This window comes from Nocardia sp. NPDC005978, assembly GCF_040614455.1.
In the GTDB taxonomy this organism is placed as follows: Bacteria; Actinomycetota; Actinomycetes; order Mycobacteriales; family Mycobacteriaceae; genus Nocardia.
In genome coordinates this window covers 59,252-79,073 of the sequence record NZ_JBEXUS010000015.1, presented here as the reverse complement: position 1 = coordinate 79,073, position 19,822 = coordinate 59,252, and the positions used below count along the sequence as shown (strand labels likewise).

The following is a 19,822-nucleotide window of genomic DNA, read 5'->3' as shown; positions in this document are numbered from 1 at the left end:
TACGACATCGCGCAATCACATCCGGCCGCCGCTCACCGGTGAGCGGCGCAGGGAAGGAGTACCCATGACGACGAACACCGCGGACACCACGAGCGCCCGGGCGCATGCCCGGTCGCAGGCAGCGGCCGCGACCCGCACCGGGCCGGAACTGCCCGCGGGGATCGATCCCGCGAGCATCACTCTCGCCCAGCGGATTCCGTCGGGTGGCTACGCGAATGTCGTGCTCGCCCGGGGCACCCGGGTGCGCCTGTCCGACCCGGCGGGGTCGGCCTGCGCGCACCTGCTGCTCCTGCGCGCCGAATCTCCCTGGGAGCGGCTCAATGTCGCCGACACCGTGAAGGTGCCGTGGCAGGCGTACCTGGGGGCGGGTCATCCCCTGCTCTCGGATCAGGGGCGGGTGCTGGCCACCCTGCTGACCGATACCTCCGGACACCACGACACCCTGTGCGGCCCTTCGGACCTCGCGCGCCGGCAACTGCGGATGGCCGGGGTCAAGCAGGGCCTCGAACCCCGCGACATCGGCCCCTCGGTCTCGTTCTTCCGCGGTGTGCGGGTCGAACCGGACGGCGGGCTCACCCCCACCGGCGGCGCGGGCGCGGGGGCGGCGGTCGAACTGCTCGTGCACCTACCCGTCACCCTGCTCGTGGCCAATGCCGAACATCCGCTCGATCCCGCGCCGACCACCGATCTCGATCTGGTGGCCTGGGCCGCGCCCGCCGATCCGGCCGCGACCCCCAACACCGATCCGGAATACCTGCGCGCGGTGGAGAACACCGAACAGGACTGGCACGCCCGCACTCTGGAGGCCCACGCATGATCACCGCAGCCCGCACCGTCGTCCTGGACGAGATCGTCCCCGCCAGCGCGCCGTGGTCCACGGTCGTGCGCGCCGGTGAGCAGCTCGAGATCATCGACCTGCACGGCAACCAGGCCGTGGACTGCCTGCTGTACTCGGCCGCCGACCACACCGAGCGCTACAGCGCCCAGGCCACCGTCACCGCCCAGCGCAACATCTTCCTGAGCACCGGCAGCGTGCTGCGCACCGATTCCGGCGCTGCGCTCATGACCGTGATCGCCGACGAGGTCGGCAACCACGACACCGTGGCCGGCGCGTGCTCCCAGGAGTCCAACACCCTGCGCTACGGCCACCACACCCGGCACCAGCACGCCTGCGTGGAGAACTTCCTGTTCGAAGCCATGAAGTGGGGCCTGGGCAAACGGGATCTGGTCTCCAACATCAACTGGTTCATGAACGTCCCGGTCGAGGCCGACGGCACCCTGGGCATCGTGGACGGACTGTCCGCGCCGGGCAAGACCATCACCCTGCGCGCGGAGATCGACACCCTGGTCCTGGTGTCGAACTGCCCGCAGATCAACAACCCCTGCAACGGTTTCGACCCCACGCCGGTGCGCATGGTGGTGACCCGATGACCGCCACGCTGAGCGGCGGCGCGGCGGCGACCACCCCGCACTCGACCGAGCCCGCCGACGGCGACCACACCGCACCGGCGGCCGCGCCCACCCTGCACGTGGTGCGCCCCGGCGCGCAGACCACCGTGCAGGACTGGCCCGGCCGCGTGGGCTACTGGCACGTGGGCGTACCGCCGTCGGGTCCGATGGACGATCTGTCGTTCCGGCTCGGCAACCGGGCGCTGGGCAACCCCGAGGGCGCGGCCGGGCTCGAATGCGTGCTCAGCGGTCCGGCGCTGCGGTTCGACGAGCCCACCCACGTCTGCGTCACCGGCGCGCCGGTACCCGTCACGGTGAACGGGCGGCCCGTGCGGCAGTGGCGCAGCGTCCCGGTGCCCGCGGGCGGCGTGCTGGAGATCGGCGCGGTGCGCGGGCCGGGCATGCGGTGCTACGTACTCGTCGCGGGCGGCATCGAGGTGCCCGAATACCTCGGCAGCCGTTCGACTTTCACCCTGGGCAAGTTCGGCGGCGGCAACGGCCGGGCGCTGCTGGCGCAGGACGAGTTCGCGCTGGGCGCGCCGGGCAGGGTGACCGCCGGGGTGCCCGGCGACGATCAGCCGGTGCTCACCCGCCGCTGGGAGCTGGCGGTCACCGAGGGACCGCACGGTGCGCCGGAGTTCTTCACCCGCAACGACTTCGACACCATCATCGGCACCGACTACGAGGTGCACTTCAACTCCGATCGGACCGGCGTGCGGCTCATCGGGCCGAAACCGCAGTGGGCGCGGCCCGACGGGGGCGAGGCGGGCATGCACCCCTCGAACATTCACGACACGGCGTATTCCATAGGCGCGCTGGACTTCACGGGCGACACCCCGATTCTGCTCGGCCCGGACGGCCCGAGCCTGGGCGGGTTCGTCTGCCCGGTCACGGTGGTGGCGGCCGACCGCTGGAAGCTCGGCCAGCTCACCCCGGGCGACAAGGTGCGCTTCGTGCCGGTGCGCGCGGAGCGGGCGGCCTCGCTGCGTGAGCTGGGCGCCGAACGGCGGGCTGCCTGGCCGATCGTGCTGTCCGCCGGCGGAGACGGCGACGACGGGGTGCTGGCCCGCCGCGACGGCTCGGACGGTGACGCGCCCGCGGTCACCTACCGGCGGGCAGGAAACGACGGCCTGCTGGTCGAATACGGCGACATGACACTGGATCTGGAGCTGCGCGCCCGCGTGCACGCCCTGCACCAGGCCATGCTGGCGCGCTCGGAGCCGGGCGTCACCGAACTCACCCCGGGCATCCGTTCGCTCCAGGTGCGCACCGATCCCGATCGGCTGCCGACCCGCAAGCTGCTCGACCTGCTGGCCGAGGTGGAGGACGAACTGCCCGCCGCGGACGAGCTGGTGGTGCCCAGCCGGACCGTGCGGCTGCCGCTGTCCTGGGACGACCCCTCCACCCGCGAGGCCATCACGCGCTACATGCACGGCGTGCGCGCCGACGCGCCGTGGTGCCCGTGGAACATCGAATTCATCCGGCGCGCAAACGGTCTGGCCACCGTGGACGAGGTCTTCGACACCGTCTTCGCGGCCGAGTACCTCGTGCTGGGCCTGGGTGATGTGTACCTGGGCGCGCCGGTGGCCACCCCCACCGATCCGCGGCACCGCCTGGTCACCACCAAGTACAACCCGGCCCGGACCTGGACCCCGGAGAACGCGGTCGGCATCGGCGGCGCGTACCTGTGCATCTACGGGATGGAGGGTCCCGGCGGCTACCAGTTCGTGGGCCGCACGACCCAGGTGTGGAATCACCGATCCACCGGCGTCGGCGAAGATCCCTGGCTGCTCCGGTATTTCGACCGGATCAGCTGGTATCCGGTGAGCGCGGACGAGCTGCTGGATCTGCGCGCCGACGTGGCGGCCGGGCGCGGTGAGCTGCTGGCCCAGGACGGCGAGTTCCGGCTCGCCGACTATCGCCGGTTCCTGGCCGACAACGCCGGGTCCATCGCCGATTTCCGGGCCGGTCAGTCGAAAGCCTTCACAGCGGAACGCAATTCGTGGCGCGAAGCGGGCGAGCTGACCGCTAGCCGGTGATCCGGGTGGCGTCGGGGTTGGTGGCGTCGCGGATGACGCGCAGCGCGTCGAGCAGGGCCGTCAGCTGGGCGGGGTCGAGCAGGCCGGTGAGCCAGGTGTCGACGCCGTCCAGGTAGGCGGGCAGGGCCTGGGCGACGCTCGCCGCGCCCGCCTCGGTCAGGACGGCGTAGGAGCTGCGCCGGTCGGTCGGGTCCGCTTCCCGGCGGACGAATCCGTTGCGTTCCAGCCTGTCCACCAGGCGGGTGACACCGCTGGTGGACAGGCGCGTCTGCCCCGCCAGATCCGTCATGCGGAGCCTGCGGCCGGGCGAACGGGTCAGGCGCATCAGGGCATTGAGGTCCAGGCTCGAGAGTCCGCTGTCGCGATAGCTGGGCTCGAGCCGGGCCACCAGGCCGGCGTGCGCCTCGAAGAGCAGGCCGGCCGCGGTCAGCCTGGGGTCGTCGAAGAGTTGCTGGGGGTCCACACGAGTCAGCCTAGACCAAGAAGTTTCACTGCGGATAGTTGACATGAGGAACATTCCGGGTATGTTGTTGCTCAAGCAATATTCCGCACTGCAACTAAATGAGGTTTCGATGAGCACACAGGACTGGATCGCCGGCTTCCGCACCCCGCTGGTGAACCCCGCCGAGGAGATTCGGCTGGCGGAATCGCGCGAATTCGCCGGGGAGACGCTGCGCCAGGTGGTGCGCCTGGCCGGTGGCGGCTCGCGACTGCGGGTGCGCCTGAGCAATCGGTACGCCGCAACCGAATTGGTGATCGGCGCGGCGCGCGTGGCGCCGCGCGAGAATGGGGACGCGATCGTGAGCGCCGACGAGCACGTGCTCCGGTTCGGCGGTGCGACCGCGGCCCGGATTCCGGCGGGCGGCGAAATCGTCAGCGACCCTGTCGATCTGGCCGTGACCGCGGGCACGGACATCGTCCTGAGCCTGTACTTCCCGGAGCCGACCGGACCCGCGGCCTTCTCCCAGCTGCCGGGTGAGTCCGGCTGGGTCGTCGCCGGTGACCACACCGGCGCGGGCGCGCTGCCCGGCGCCGAGGAGACCACCTCGCGCTACTTCCTCACCGGCGTGGACGTTTTCACCGCGGCGGCGACGCCGGTCCTGGTCGCGTTCGGCGATTCCTGGTTCGAGGGCGTGGGTTCCACGCACGGGGCCAACCGCCGCTCGGTGGATGTGCTCAACGCCCGCCTGACCCGCGGCTGGGCGGTGAACCAGGGCATCTCCGGCAGCCGGCTGCTGAGCGATCAGATCGGCGAGCGCGGCCTGACCCGTTTCGACCGCGACGTGCTCGCGGTGCCCGGCGTGGCCGCGGTCTGGGTCAACTTCGGCATCAACGACCTGATCCTGGCGGGCGCGGCGACCGCGGCCGAATTGATCGCCGGCTACACCGAATTGGCGCGCCGGTCCCACGCGGCGGGCCTGCCGATCTACGTGAACACGATCGGCCCCTTCGCCGGCGCGATCTACCCCGGCCTGACCGTCGCCGACGGCCTGCCGGTCCGCACCGAGGTCAACGCCTGGCTCCGCGATTCCCCCCTGTTCGACGCCGTCTTCGACGTGGCCGCGGCGGTGGAGGATCCGGCCCGCCCCGGCTTCATCCGCCCCGACTACGACAGCGGCGACGGCATGCACCTGAACGACGCGGGCGCCCGCGCCATGGCCGAAACGGCAACCATCCCCGCCTTCACCGAAACCCCCACCCCCGCAACCGTATAGGTCCGCCGGTGGCGATCACCGAGGTGATCGCCACCCGTGGGTCAGGGGGTGGGGATGACGCGGATGTCCTCGCCTGCCTCGGTGGCCGGCTCGCCCGGGGCGGTGAACCAGTGGGTCACCTCGCCTTCCTCGAGATCCGCGGCGAGGTCGCCGGTGGGCAGGACCGAGAGGGCGCCGGCGGTCGCCGAGGTGAGGAACTCGGCTATCGCGGCGGGGCCGGCGGTCGCGGTGGTGTACGTCGTCGACTCGTAGTCGATCTCGTTCTCGGTGCGCAGGGTCGCCGCGCGGTCGAGAGCCTCGGCCTGGGTGAGGGTGACCCAGGTGTTGCCGGCGGACTGGAAGACGAAGGCCGCGTCGGTTTCGGTCAGGGGGCGGATCCGGTCGGTGTAGGTGACCGGGTGGGCGGGGCGGGCGGCCAGGTCCGCCTGCACCTTGGGATCGGCGGGGACCAGCCAGCGGATGGAGCTGGCGGCCGGATCCTGGGCGATGCCGAAAGCGGCTCCGGCGGCGAGGATGTCGCCGAAGGACAGACCCTCGGCGAACAGCGTTGCCGCACCGGCCTTCTGGATCGCCCAGACCGCGACCACGGCGTCCACCGAGCGCGGCAGGGCGACGGCGACGATGTCGCCGGGGCCCGCGCCGCGGTCGATGAGCAACCGCGCGAGCTGGGACGAACGCCGGTCCAGCACGTGGTAGGCCAGTTCCTGACCACCCGCGAGCAGCGCCGGGGCCTGCGGATCCTCTTCCACCACTTCGGCCAGCACGTTGGCCACCGTGCGAGCGCCCACGCGCGCCGGTTCGGCGGCGGAATCGTTCGCGGTGACCGCGCTGTCGGCCAGGATGCGGGCGCGCTCGGTGGCATCGAGGATGTCGATGCCGCCGACCAGCGCGGTCGGATCGCCGAGCAGCGCGTCCAGCACCCGGTTCAGGCGCGCGGCGAGGATGGCGACCTCGTCGGCGCTGAACCGCGAATCCAGATAGCGCATCACGATCTCGATGGCCTCGCCCGCCATGACGGCCAGGGTCATCGGGTAGTGGGTGTCGTCGTTCATGCCGACGCCGGCCACCGTCATGCCGTCGATGGAGCTGGCCGCCGCGATGGCGTCCTTGTCCACCGGGTAGGACTCGAACACCACCAGGGTGTCGAATTCCGCTCCGGCCCCGGCCAATCGCTGGATGTCGGTGAGCCCGATGTGGTGGTGCTCCAGCAGGTCGGCCTGTTCGCGCTGCACCCGTTCGAGCAGTCCCTCGATGGAGAGCCGGTCGTCGATCCGGATGCGCACGGGCACCGTGTTGATGAACAGACCCACGATGGATTCCACGCCCGGCAGTTCGGCGGGACGACCGGAGACGGTCGCGCCGAACACCACGTCGCCGCGGCCGGTGAGCCGCCCGACCAGGATGGCCCACGCGGTCTGCACCAGCGTGTTCACCGTGACGCTCAGTTCACCCGCGCGCTTGGCGAGCTGACGGGTGCGCTCGGCGTCGATGTCGAGCACGTGCCGCCCGATCTCGTACTGCTCGTCGGCCTTGCCCGCGGGCGCGAGCTGGGTGGGCTCGGAGACCCCCGCCAGCGCACGGGTCCACGCCCGCAACGATTCCTGCCGATCCCGCCCGGCCAGCCAGGCCAGGTAGTTCCGGTAGGAGACCACGCGCGGCAGCGCCGAGACGTCCCCGCGCACCGCGTACAGCATGAGCAGATCGCGCATGAGCAGCGGCATGGACCAGCCGTCCACCAGGATGTGGTGGGTGGTGATGGCCAGGTGCCACGCCTCGGATCCGGTGCGGAACAACGTGAATCGCATGAGCGGGGCGGCGGACAGGTCGAAGTGGTTCGCCCGGTCCTGCGCCATGAGCTCCTTGAGGCGCGGAATCCGTTCCGTCTCCGGCAGATCGGTGAGATCGACCTCGGACCACGGCGCGACCGCGCCGTCCAGCGCGATCTGGTGCGCCTGCCCGTCCGCGTCGGTGACGAACGCGGTCCGCAGGCTCGGGTACCGGTCAACGATGGCCTGCGCGGCCGCGTGCAGCCGCTCGGTGTCCACCGTGCCGTTCAGATCCAGCATGGCCTGCATGGTGTAGACGTCCAGCACCCCGCGGCTCTGCGCGAGCATGGCCTGGAACAGCAGACCCGACTGCAGCGGCGAGAGCGGCCACACATCGGTGAGCGCCGGGTACGCCCGCTCCCAGCCCGCGATGTCGGTCTGGGTGACCTTGACCAGCGCCATGTCCGACGGGGTGTACCCGCCCGCGTCCGGCCGTTCGGCGTGCGTGGCCAGCGCGGTCAGCGCCGCCACGAACAGATCGGCGAACTCCTGTACCCGCTCGCGGCTGAGCAGCCCGGTCGGGAAGGAGAAGGCCGCGCCCAGCTGCGGGCCGTCCGCGCCGTCGGTGACGATGGCGTTGATGTCCAGCGTGGCGTTGGCGGGCATGTCCAGGTCCATGTCCGCGTCCAGCTGCCCGAGATCACCGGACGGCGCCCAGCCCAGCTGCGCGAGCTGTTCGGGGACTTCACCGCTGGAGACGCGCCCCAGGTAGTTGAAGCTGATCTGCCCGACGCTGCGCAACTGCCCGGCGGTCTCGCCGTTCAGGTAGCGCAGCAGACCGAAGCCGACACCCTTGTCCGGCACCGCGAGCAGCTGCTCCTTGACCGATTTGACGATGTCGCCCAAGGCTTCTCCGCCGGCGAAGGCGTCGTCGAGATCGGCTCCGGCCAGATCCAGGCGCACCGGGTAGGCGCTGGTGAACCAGCCGACCGTGCGCGAGAGATCCGAACCGGGAACGACGTCCTCTTCGCGGCCGTGACCCTCGAGCTTGATGAGCGCGGCGGGGTTGCCGTCGGCCCGCCAGCGCGCGACCGCCATGGCCAGCGCCGAGAGCAGACCGTCGTTCACGCCGCCGCGGAAGCGGCCCGGGATCGAGGTGAGCACCGCGTCGGTGACCGCCGCGGGCACGCTGACCTCCACGCGCTCGACCGTGGCGAAGGTGTCCACCGCCGGATCGAAGGCGCGCGCGCCCAGCAGCGGATCGACGGTGTCGACCACGCCCTGCCAGAAGGGCAGTTCCGCGACGCGTTCGGGAGCCACGGCCGCGTCCAGCAGCGCGTGCGCCCAGCGGCGCATGGAGGTGCCGTTGGCCGGCAGGGCGATCGGCTGCCCGAAGGCCAGCTGCGACCACGCCACCGCGAAGTCCGGGATCAGGATGCGCCAGGAGACGCCGTCGACCACGAAGTGGTGCGCGGCGATCAACAGCACATCCGCCCGGCCGCCGCCGAAGGCGAACCACACGAACTGCATCATCGAGGCGTTCGCGGGATCGAGCCGGCCCAGCGCGCCGTCGAGTTCGGCGCTCGCGACCCGCGACAGCTCCTCTTCGGAGATGTCGGCGGCCACCTCGACGCGATGCACCAGGGCGTCCACGTCGACGCCGCCACGTGCCAGCGCCTCGAATTCCCAGCCGTCCGTTGCGTTTCCACGCAGGCGCGAACGCAGCATGTCGTGGTGATCGAAGACCGCGGCCAGGGTGCCGACCAGCGTCGACCGGTCGATGCCGTCGGGCAGGCGCAGCGCCATGGACTGCGAGAAGCGCTGGTAGGCAGAGCCACTCGACAGAATCGCGGTCATGATCGGGGTCAGCGGAATGTCGCCGACTCCCCCGCCGGGCAGTTCGGCCAGACGTTCCTGCTCACCGTCCCCGCCGAGCACGGCGATCTCGGCCAGCCCGGCCACGCTGCGCTTCTCGAAGACCTCGCGCGGGCTGAACAGGATGCCGCGCGCCTTGGCCCGCGACACCAGCTGGATGGACAGGATCGAGTCGCCGCCCAGGGCGAAGAACGAGTCGTCCACGCCGACCTGATCCACCCCGAGCACCTCGGCGAAGACCTCGGCGATGAGTGCCTCGACATCGCTGACGGGAGCGCGGAATTCGCGCGGCGCCAGCACCGGGGCCGGCAGTGCGCGCCGGTCCAGCTTGCCCGCCGGGGTCAGCGGGATCCGGTCCAGCACGGTGATCGCGGTCGGCACCATGTACTCGGGCAGTCGCGCGGCGGCGTGCTCGGTGAGCGCGGCGATGTCGATGACGGCGTTCGCGACCGGCAGCACGTAGGCCGCCAGGATCGTGGTGCCCACCTCCGTCTTGTGCCCGACCGTGACGGCGAAGTCCACGCTCTCGTGCGCGGTGAGCGCCGCGTCGATCTCGCCGAGTTCGATGCGGAAGCCGCGCACCTTGACCTGGAAGTCGTTGCGGCCCACGTATTCCACGACGGCGTTGTCGTCGGCGTCGCGCTGCCAGCGCACCACGTCGCCGGTGCGGTAGAGCCGCTCGCCGGGCTCGCCGTACGGATCGGCGACGAAACGCTCGGCGGTCAGGCCCGGGCGGGCGTGGTAGCCGCGCGCCAATTGCGGTCCGGCGACGTACAACTCACCGGCCACGCCCTCGGGCACCGGGTGCAGGCGCGAGTCCAGCACCAGGGCCCGCATGCCGCGCACCGGCCCGCCGATGACGACGGTGTCGCCGGGCACGAGCGCACCGGAGATGTTGGTGGCGATGGTGGCCTCGGTCGGGCCGTAGGCGTTGTGGAAGCGGCGCGGCCCGGACGGGTTGACCGACCACTTGGCCACGAGATCCGCGGACACCGCCTCGCCACCGGCGATGATGACCTCCATGCTCGCCAGCTGCGCCGGTTCGAGGGAGGCCAGCACGGACGGGGTGATGAGGCCGACCGTGACGCGCTCGTCGGAGATCAGCCCGCCCAGTTCGTCGCCGCCGTAGGTGCCCGGGGGCACCACGACCAGCGTGCCGCCCGCCCCGAGCGCCAGCAGCAGCTCGAGGATGGAGGCGTCGAACGACGGCGAAGCGAAATGCAGTGCGCGCGAAGAACTGTCGAGACGGTAGCGCTCGACCTGCTCGCGGCTGAAGTTCGCCAGACCCGCGTGGGTGACGACGACGCCCTTGGGCAGGCCCGTCGAACCCGAGGTGTAGATGACGTACGCGGCGGTCGCCGGGCGAATGGCCGACCAGCGTTCGTCGTCGGACACCGCCGCGGGCGAATGCGATTCGATCTCGGCGATCGTCAGCGCGTCGTCGAGTGCGATCCAGCCGGCCAGGCTCGCGACCGGCGGCAGCGCGTCGATCTCGGCGTTCACGGTCAGGCCGAGCACCGCGCCGGAGTCCGAGACCATGTGCGCGATGCGATCGGCCGGGTAGGCCGGGTCGACCGGTACGAAGGCCGCGCCCGACTTGGCCACCGCCCACACCGCGAGCACCGATTCGAACGAGCGCGGAATGGCAACCGCCACCCGCACGTCCGGTCCGGCGCCGCGCTCGATGAGCATGCGGGCCAGGCGCGAGGACGCCGCGTCCAGCTCGGCGTAGCCCAGCACCATGCCGTCGAAGACCACGGCCTCGCCGACCGGATTGGCGGCCACGGCGGCGGCCATGATCTCCGGCAGCGTCATCGGCGCGAGCGCGGGCGCGCCGGTGCGGCCGAGCAGTGCGGTCCGCTCGGCGGCGGCCAGCAGTCCCAGATCCCCGACCGGGGTCTGCGCCTGCGTGGTGATCTGTTCCAGCAGCCTGGTGAAGCGCTGCGCGAACTGCACCACCGTGCGCTCGTCGAACAGGTCACGGGCGTACGCGAATTCGGCGTACATGCCGGTGTCCGGGCCCGCCTCGGCAATGGTCAGCGACAGATCGAATTTCGCGGTGTCGTTCTCGAATTCGACCGCGGCGACCCGCAATCCGGGCAGCTCGAAGGTGCTGTCGGGCAGATTCTCGAACGAGAGCACGACCTGGAACAGCGGGTGGCGCGCGGTGGAGCGCTCCGGGTTGATGATCTCGACCAGCCGCTCGAACGGAATGTCCGCGTGGGCGAAGGCCGCCAGGTCGGCGTCCTTGGCCCGGGCGACCAACTGGGCGAACGTCAGGTCCGCGTCCACCGCGGTGCGCAGCACCAGGGTGTTGACGAACATGCCGATCACGTCGTCGAGCTCGGCTTCGCCGCGGCCCGCGATCGGGGTGCCGATGGCGATGTCCTCGGTCCCGGACAGCCGGGCCAGGAACACCGCGAGCGCGGTGTGCACGACCATGAACATGGTCGCGTTCTGCTCGCGGGCGATGCGCTGCAGCCCGCGGTGCAGTGCGGTCCCGATCGGGAAGCGCACCTTGCCGCCGTGGAAGGACTGCGCGGTGGGGCGCGGCCGATCCGAGGGCAGGTTCAGCTCGTCGGGCAGGCCGTCCAGCGCGGTCCGCCAGTAGTCGGCCTGGGCCGAGATGAGGCTGGCAGCGTCCTGTTCCGAGCCGAGCACCTGGCGCTGCCAGAGCGAGTAGTCCGCGTACTGCACCGGCAGCGGCGCCCAGCCCGGGGCGACGCCGGCCGCGCGCGCGGCGTAGGCGATCATCACGTCGCGGGTCAGCGGGCCCATGGACCAGCCGTCCGCGCTGATGTGGTGCGCCACGATGACCAGCACGTGCTCGACCGGGGGCCGCTCGGGCGCCCGGCCGCGGCCCGCGCCCAGCACCGCCGCGGCGGCCTGGTCGCCGACCGCGCGCCGGGTTGCCATCTCGAAGGCGTCGGCCGCGTCCAGCATGGCGGCTTCCATGCCGCGCGGTTCCTCGACCGGGGCGGCCGGGGCCTCGACGCGGAACAACCGGGCGCGCACGGGCGCGACGGCGGTCACGTCGAAGCCGGCCGAGATGATCTCGGCGATGCGGTCCCGCACCTGCGCGGGGTCGACCACGACCGGCGTCAGGTCCGGAATCACCTGTGCGGCGGGCACGATCACCTGCGCGGCGGCGCCGTCGACCTGCGGGTACACCGTCCGCAGGGTCTCGTGGCGGCCGATCACGTCGGCCACGGCCTGCTGCAGCGCGGACACGTCGAGTTCGCCGGTGAGGCGCACCGCGACCGGGATGTTGTAGGCCGCGGACGCGGTGTCGAACTGGTTCAGGAACCACATGCGCTGCTGCGCGAGCGAGAGCGGCACCGTGGCCGGACGCGGCTGCGCGGTGAGCGCCTGCCGGTCCCCCGCACCCGCGAACAGCTCGACCTTGGCGGCCAGCCCGGCCACCGAGGACGCCTCGAACAGGGTGCGCACCGGCACCCGGGTGTCCAGGGCCGCGCCGAGGCGGGCCGCGACCTGCGTCGCCAGCAGCGAGTTGCCGCCGAGGGCGAAGAAGTCGTCGTCCGCGCCGACGCGCTCGGTGTCGTCCACGCCGAGCACCTCGGCGAACACCCCGGCCACGATCTCCTCGATCGGGGTGGCCGGCGCGCGGAAGGCGGTGGTCTCGAACTCGGGCTCGGGCAGGGCCTTCCGGTCCAGCTTGCCGTTCACGTTCAGCGGCAGGGCGTCCAGCACCACGAAGGCCGAGGGCACCATGTACGACGGCAGCGCGGCCGCTAGCACCGACTTGACCTGTGCGACATCGATTCCCGCGTCCCGATCGGACGGGACCAGGTAGGCGACCAGGCGGTCGCCGGTGCGCTGATCGGACTTGGCCAGCACCGCGACCTGCGCGACCTCGGCCAGATCCAGTAGCGCGGACTCGATCTCGCCGAGCTCGATGCGGAAACCGCGGATCTTCACCTGGAAGTCGGTGCGGCCCCGGTACTCCAGCTCGCCGTTGCCCGCCCAGGCGACCAGGTCGCCGGTGCGGTACATGCGCTCGCCGTCGCCGAACGGGTTGGCCACGAAGCGATCCGCGGTCAGGTCGGGACGCCCGAAGTAGCCGCGCGCCAGCTGCGCGCCGGCCAGGTACAGCTCGCCCTCGACCCCGGCCGGAACCGGGCGCAGGCGCGAGTCCAGCACGTAGACCTCGCTGTTCCACTCCGGCAGGCCGATGGACACCGAGCCGCGATCGGCGTCGGTGACCAGGTGGCTGGTGATGGACACCGCCGCCTCGGTCGGGCCGTAGAGGTTGAACAGCCGGGCCGCCGGGTTGGCGGTGCGGAAGCGCTGCGCCACCGAGGCGGGCAGGGCTTCACCGATGGCGAGCACGCGGCGCAGCGAACTCGTCAGCGCGCCACCGTTCTCGGCGGCGGTCAGCAGCGCGTCGAGCATGGACGGCACCACGTGCAGGGTGGTGACCTGCTCGCGGTCCATCAGCTCGGCCAGGTACACCGGATCGCGATGACCGTCCGGCGCGGCGATGACCAGGCGGCCGCCCGAGACCGCGGCCGACCAGAACTCCCAGACCGAGAGGTCGAAGGTGGCGGCGGTCTTGAGCAGCACCGCGTCGTCGGCGCCGAGGCCGAATTCCGCTGTCTTCCAGTGCAGCTGGTTGACGATCGCGGCGTGCGGCAGCGCCACGCCCTTCGGGCGGCCGGTCGAGCCGGACGTGAAGATCACGTACGCGGTGTTCGAGGGCAGCAGCGGCGCGACCCGCTCCCGATCGCCGATCGCTTCGCCCGCGAGGGCGTCCAGCGACAGCTGATCCAGGCGCACCAGCGGTGCGGCCTCGGTGGTGAAGCGCGCCTCGGCGTTGGTGAGCACGCACACCGGCGCCGCGGTCTCGAGGATGTAGTCGGTGCGCTCGGCGGGCTGGTCGGGATCGACCGGCACGTAGGCGCCGCCCGCGGCCGAGACCGCGTACATGGCCACGACCAGATCGACCGAACGCCGCAGCGCCAGCGCGACCCGGGCCTCGGGCCCGACCCCGATCGAGATCAGGTGCCGCGCCAGGCGATTCACTCGCCTGCCGAGCTCGGCGTACGTGAGCACCTCGCCGTCCGGGCCGATCAGCGCGACCGCGGTCGGGATGGCGGCCACGGTGGCGTCGAGCATCGAGGCCAGCGTCGCGGAACGATCGGTGCGATGCGCGGTGGCGTTGCGATCGCCGAGCAGTTCGGCCCGCTCGTCGGCGGCGAGCAGCTCGATGTCGCCGACCGGGATGCGCGGCGCGGCGATGATCTCGCCGATGAGCCGGGTGAACCGGTCCACGAAGCCCTGCACGGTCTCACGCTCGAACAGGTCGGTGGCGTAGGTGAAGAAGCCGGTGATGCCGGCGGCCGCTCCCCCGTCCGCGTACCTGTCGGTCGCGATCAGGTGCAGGTCGAACTGCGAGATGTCGGTGTCGATATCCAGCCCGGACACGGTCAGGCCGGGCAGTTCCAGGCTGGACTGGGCCAAGTTCTGGAACGACAGACCCACCTGGAACAGCGGATGCCGGGCGGTCGAGCGCACCGGGTTGAGCACCTCGACCAGCCGCTCGAAGGGCACATCCGCGTTGGCGAAGGCCGCGATGTCGGTCTCGCGCTGGCGGGCCAGCAGGGCGGCGAACGGCTCGCCGGAGTCCACCCGGGTGCGGAAGACCAGGGTGTTGACGAACATGCCGATCATGTCGTCCAGCGCGGCCTCACCGCGACCGGCCATCGGGGTGCCGATGGCGATGTCGTCGGTGCCGGAGAGGCGGGCCAGCAGGACCGCGAGCGCGGTGTGCACGACCATGAACAGCGTCGCGCCCTCCGCGCGCGCCAGATCGATGAGCGCGCGGTGGGTTTCGGCGTCGATGCTCCAGCCGACCCGGCCACCGGTGAAGGACTGCACGGCCGGGCGCGGGCGATCGGCGGGCAGATCCAGCTGATCGGGCAGCTCGGCCAGCGCGTTGCGCCAGTAGTTGACCTGCTTGGTGGCCAGCGACTCGGGATCGCTCTCGTCGCCGAGCAGTTCGCGCTGCCAGATGGAGTAGTCGGCGTACTGCACCGCGAGCGGCGCCCAGCCCGGCGTCTCACCCATGGCGCGGGTGGCGTAGGCGGTCATCAGGTCGCGGGTCAGCGGGCCGACCGAGGAGCCGTCGCCGGAGATGTGGTGAATCACCAGCGCGAGTACGTATTCCGGGGTCTCGGTGTCCGCGATCCGGAACAGCGCCACCCGCAGCGGCACCTCGGTGGTGACGTCGAAGCTGGTCGAGGTCAGCGCCAGCACCGCGGCGGGCGCGTCGGCGCCGCTGACGGTGCGCACCTCGAGTTCGGGCACGGCCTGTGCCGCGGGCAGGATGACCTGCACCGCGCCGTCCTCGGTCTGCGGGTACACCGTGCGCAGGATCTCGTGGCGGGCAACGACATCGGCGATGGCCGCGCGCAGCGCGTCCACGTTCAGGTCACCGGTCAGGCGCACCGCGACCGGCACGTTGTAGGCCGCGGACTGGTTGTCGAAGCGGTTCAGGAACCACATGCGCTGCTGCGCGAGCGAGAGCGGGATGTGCTCCGGGCGCGGTCCGGCGGCGAGCGCCTTGCGGCCCCCGGCCCCGGCGTCGTGCTCCACCCGCGCGGCCAGCGCCGCCACGGTGGAAGCCTCGAACATCAGGCGCACCGGCACCCGGGTGTTGAGAGCCTCGCCCAGGCGGGCGGCGACCTGCGTCGCCAGCAGCGAGTTGCCGCCCCAGGCGAAGAAGTCGTCGTCCAGGCCGAGGCGGCCGCCCTCGAGGTGCAGCACGTCGGTGAACACGCCCGCCACGATCTGCTCGATCGGGGTGACGGGCGCGCGGAAGACCGCCTTCTCGAAGGTGGGCTCGGGCAGCGCCTTGCGGTCGAGCTTGCCGTTGGCGTTGAGCGGCAACGACTCCAGCGGCATGTAGACCGCGGGCACCATGTAGGACGGCAGTTCGGCCAGCAGCGCCGACTGCAGCGCCTGCTTGTCGATCGTGCCGGCCGCGCCGACGACGTAGGCGACCAGGCGATCACCGAGCACCGGATCCTGGTGCGCGACAACGGCGGCCGAGACGACGGAGTCCTGGCGCAGCAGCGCGGACTCGATGTCGCCCAGCTCGATGCGGAAGCCGCGGATCTTCACCTGGAAGTCGGTGCGGCCCCGGTAGTCGAGTTCGCCGTTCGCGTTCCAGGCGACCAGGTCGCCGGTGCGGTACATGCGCTCACCGTCGCCGAACGGGTTGGCCACGAAGCGATCCGCGGTCAGATCGGGACGCCCGAAGTAGCCGCGCGCCAGCTGCGCACCGGCCAGGTACAGCTCACCGGACACCCCGACCGGCACCGGGCGCAGTCGCGCGTCCAGCACGTACACCCGGCTGTTCGCCTCGGGTGCGCCGATGGGGACCGAGATCTCGTCCGCGGCGCTCACCCGGTGGTTGGTGATCGAGACCGCGGCCTCGGTGGGGCCGTACAGGTTGAACAGCTCGGTGCGCGGGCTCTCGCGCAGCACCCGCTGGGCCAGCGGCCCGGGCAGGGCCTCGCCGATGGCCAGGATGCGCCACAGCGAGTCCGGCAGACCGGCGGTGACCAGCGCGTCGAGCATGGACGGCACCACGTGCAGGGTCGTGACCCATTCGCGCGCCATGAGCTCGTTCAGGTACGCCGGATCTTTGTGCCCGTCGGGCAGGGCGATGACCAGGCGGCCGCCGCACGCGACGGCCGACCAGAACTCCCAGACCGAGAGGTCGAAGGTGGCGGCGGTCTTGAGCAGCACCGCGTCGGCCGCGTCGAGCCCGAATTCCGAACTCTTCCACAGCAACTGGTTCACCACCGCGCCGTGGGGCAGGGCGACGCCCTTGGGCCGCCCGGTGGAGCCGGAGGTGAAGATGACGTAGGCGGTGTTCGCCGCGGTCAGCTCGCGCACGCGCTCGCCGGCCGTGATCGGCTTGTCCGACCGGGCGGACAGATCGAGTTCGTCGATGCGCAGCACGGCCACGTCCGCCAGCGCCTCGGCACCGTCACCGGTGATCTCGTAGGCGTCCCGGCCGGTGCTCAATACACAGGCGGGAGCGGCGGTTTCGAGAATGTAGTTGGTGCGCTCGGCGGGCTGATCGGGATCGATCGGCACGTACGCCGCACCGGCCTTGGCAACGGCGTACATGGCGACGACCAGATCGGCCGAACGCCGGATGGCAAGGGCCACACGGTCTTCAGCGCCGATTCCGCGCGCGATGAGCTCGCGCGCCAGGCGGTTGACCCGGGCGTCGAGCTCGGCGTAGGTGATGTTCTCCGCGACCCCGTCGGCGGTGTCGGCCACCAGGGCCACGGCCTTGCGATCGGCGGCCACGGTCGCGTCCAGCAGCGAGACCAGGGTGGCAGTCTCCGCGCCCGGGAACACCGGGTTCAGATCGCGCCCGGTGTCGTTCCAGCGCTCCAGGATCCGCTGACTGTCGCTCTCGCCCAGCAGGTCGATCTCGCCGATGGTGACGTCGGCGTTCGCCAGCACCGCGTCCAGGATGCGGATGAAGCGATCGGCGAACGCGCGAATCGTGCTCTCGTCGAAGATGTCAGTGGCGTAACCGAATTCGGTGAGGATCTCGGCGGGCGCCCCGCTGTCGGTGTACCGGTCGTAGAGCGTCACGTGCAGGCCGGTCTTGGCCAGCTGGGATTCGAACTGCACCGCGGCCACGTGCAGACCCGGCAGCTCGAACGCGCTCTCGGCCAGGTTCTGGAAGGACAGGCCGACCTGGAACAGCGGATTGCGCGCGGTGGAGCGCACCGGGTTGAGCACCTCGACCAGGCGCTCGAACGGCACGTCGGCGTTGGCGAAGGCTTCCAGGTCGCGTTCGCGGACCTCGGCCAGCATCCCGGCGAAGGTGGCGGCCGAGTCGACCCGGGTACGGAACACCAGGGTGTTCACGAACATGCCGATGAGGTCGTCGAGTTCGCGTTCGCCGCGGCCCGCGATCGGGGTGCCGACCGCGATGTCGTCGGTGCCGGACAGGCGGGCCAGCAGTACCGCGAGCGCGGCGTGCACGACCATGAACAGCGACGCGTTGTTGGCGCGCGCGAGTTCGTGCAGCCCGGCGTGGCGCTCGGCGTCGATGTCGAAGCGCAGCGCCTTGCCCACGAAGGACTGGGCGGGCGGGTGCGGGCGATCGGTCGGCAGCTCGAGCTGGTCCGGCAGTCCGGCCAGCGCGCGCGTCCAGTACGCGACCTGCTGCGCGGCCAGCGATTCCGGGTCCTCTTCCGAGCCCAGTACCGCGCGCTGCCACAGCGCGTAGTCCGCGTACTGTACCGGCAGCGGAACCCACTGCGGCACATCGCCGTTGGCGCGGGCCACGTAGGCCGCCATCACGTCGCGCGACATCGGTCCCATGGAGGAGCCGTCGGCCGAGACGTGGTGCACGGTGAAGGCCAGCACGTGCTGTTCGACGTCGCTGTCGGTGATGCGGAACAGCTTCACCGCCAGCGGCACCTCGACGGTGACGTCGAAGGTGGTCATGGCGAACTCGATGACCTTGCCCAGCAGATCGCCCTCGCGCACGCCCTCCGGGACCAGCATGAGATCGGTCTGCGAGGCGGGCAGGATGACCTGGTGCGGCCCGTCCGCGGTGCGCGGGTAGATGGTCCGCAGCACCTCGTGGCGGCCGATCACGTCGCCGAGCGCCTGCTCGAGCGCGTTGAGATCGAGTGCGCCGGTGAGGCGTACGGCCAGCGGGATGTTGTCGACCGCGGAGGTGCTGGTGTCGAACTGGTTCAGGAACCAGTAGCGCTGCTGCGCCGGGGACAGCGGCACCTGCGCCGGGCGCTCGCCGGCGACCAGGCGCGGGCGGGCGCGGCCGGAGCCGGCGTGCCGCTCGACCCGGGTGGCCAGCGCCGAGACCGTGGAGGCCTCGAACAGATCGCGCACGGCCAGGTGGATGTCCAGCGCCGCGCCGAGGCGGGCGGTGACCTGGGTGGCGATGAGCGAGTTGCCGCCGAGTTCGAAGAAGTCGTCGTCGACGCCGACCCGGCCGACGCCGAGCACGTCGGCGAAGGTGCCCGCCACGATCTCCTCGATCGGGGTGGTGGGCGCGCGGAAGACCTTGGTCTCGAAGACCGGTGCGGGCAGTTGCTTGCGATCCAGCTTGCCGGAGGCGTTGAGCGGGAAGGACTCCAGGATCACGTAGGCGGCCGGCACCATGTAGCCCGGCAGCCCGTCCTGCAGCTCGGCGCGCACGGCGTCCAGGTCGACGGTGTGCCCGGCGGCCGGAACGAGGTAGCCGACGAGCTGATCGCCGAGGCGATCGTCCGAGCGCACCACGACCACCGACTGGGCGATGGACGCGACCGCGGTGAGCGCGGCCTCGATCTCGCCGAGTTCGATGCGCAGACCACGCAGCTTCACCTGGAAGTCGGTGCGGCCCAGGTATTCCAGCTCGCCCGCGCCGGTCCACTTCACGAGGTCGCCGGTGCGGTACATGCGCCGGCCGCCGTGGAAGGGATCGGCCACGAAGCGGTCCGCGGTCAGATCCGGGCGCGCGACGTAGCCGCGCGCCAGCTGCACGCCCGCGAGGTAGAGCTCACCCGCGACACCGGGGGCGACCGGGTGCAGTCGTGCATCCAGCACGTAGACGCGGGTGTTGAAGACCGGGCGGCCGATCGGCACGGACGCGGTGTCGGCCGGGGTGACCTCGTGGTAGGTGACGTCGACCGCGGCCTCGGTGGGGCCGTACAGGTTGTGCAGCTGCGCGCCGGTCAGCTCCAGGAGCTTGTGCGCGGTGGGCGCGGGCAGCGCTTCGCCCGAGGCGAAGACGTTGCGGAGCGAGACGCATTCCGCCGCACGCTCTTCCGCGACGAAGACCGACATCATCGACGGCACGAAGTGCGCCGTGGTGACCTCGTGATCGACGATGAGCCCGGCCAGGTACGCCGGGTCGCGATGCCCGTCCGGCTTGGCGATGACGAGCGTCGCGCCGATCTGCAAGGGCCAGAAG

Annotated in this window: 6 protein-coding genes (1 of these 6 only partly in view); 4 read left to right on the top strand and 2 right to left on the bottom strand. The window is 71.4% G+C overall.

Annotation, left to right across the window (positions count from 1 at the left end):
- The first annotated feature begins 64 nt into the window (after positions 1 to 64).
- From ABZ319_RS09710 to ABZ319_RS09700, 3 genes are read left to right on the top strand one after another with little or no spacing between them, the layout of a single operon-like run.
- Positions 65 to 817, top strand: coding sequence for a DUF1989 domain-containing protein (locus ABZ319_RS09710; protein WP_354985932.1), 753 nt, complete (start codon positions 65 to 67; stop codon positions 815 to 817).
- A complete protein-coding gene (locus tag ABZ319_RS09705) occupies positions 814 to 1,431 on the top strand; it encodes an urea amidolyase associated protein UAAP2 (protein ID WP_354985931.1) in 618 nt (205 codons plus the stop codon). Before ABZ319_RS09710 ends, ABZ319_RS09705 begins: the two co-directional genes overlap by 4 nt.
- Positions 1,428 to 3,488: a 5-oxoprolinase/urea amidolyase family protein gene (locus ABZ319_RS09700; RefSeq protein WP_354985930.1), complete on the top strand. Its 2,061-nt coding sequence runs from the start codon at positions 1,428 to 1,430 to the stop codon at positions 3,486 to 3,488. The genes ABZ319_RS09705 and ABZ319_RS09700 overlap by 4 nt, the downstream gene beginning before the upstream one ends.
- On the opposite strand, the gene ABZ319_RS09695 is transcribed toward ABZ319_RS09700, so the two are convergent.
- Complete coding sequence (locus tag ABZ319_RS09695) at positions 3,478 to 3,951, bottom strand: MarR family transcriptional regulator (RefSeq protein WP_354985929.1); 474 nt, start codon at positions 3,949 to 3,951, stop codon at positions 3,478 to 3,480. The genes ABZ319_RS09700 and ABZ319_RS09695 overlap by 11 nt on opposite strands.
- Positions 3,952 to 4,060: 109 nt before the next feature.
- On the opposite strand from ABZ319_RS09695, the gene ABZ319_RS09690 reads away from it, so the two are divergent.
- Positions 4,061 to 5,203: a GDSL-type esterase/lipase family protein gene (locus ABZ319_RS09690; RefSeq protein ID WP_354985928.1), complete on the top strand. Its 1,143-nt coding sequence runs from the start codon at positions 4,061 to 4,063 to the stop codon at positions 5,201 to 5,203.
- Positions 5,204 to 5,244: 41 nt separating this feature from the next.
- On the opposite strand, the gene ABZ319_RS09685 is transcribed toward ABZ319_RS09690, so the two are convergent.
- Positions 5,245 to 19,822: the 3' end of a non-ribosomal peptide synthase/polyketide synthase gene (locus tag ABZ319_RS09685; RefSeq protein WP_354985927.1), read on the bottom strand. It continues 29,684 nt past the right edge of the window; the window shows 14,578 of its 44,262 coding nt (coding positions 29,685-44,262); its start codon lies beyond the right edge, outside the window; its stop codon occupies positions 5,245 to 5,247.

Excerpts from the sequence above, each read along its gene's own strand:
- ABZ319_RS09700 (WP_354985930.1), top strand. The coding sequence starts at position 1,428 with ATGACCGCCACGCTGAGCGGCGGCGCGGCGGCGACCACCCCGCACTCG.
- ABZ319_RS09690 (WP_354985928.1), top strand. The coding sequence starts at position 4,061 with ATGAGCACACAGGACTGGATCGCCGGCTTCCGCACCCCGCTGGTGAAC.
- ABZ319_RS09705 (WP_354985931.1), top strand. The coding sequence starts at position 814 with ATGATCACCGCAGCCCGCACCGTCGTCCTGGACGAGATCGTCCCCGCC.
- ABZ319_RS09710 (WP_354985932.1), top strand. The coding sequence starts at position 65 with ATGACGACGAACACCGCGGACACCACGAGCGCCCGGGCGCATGCCCGG.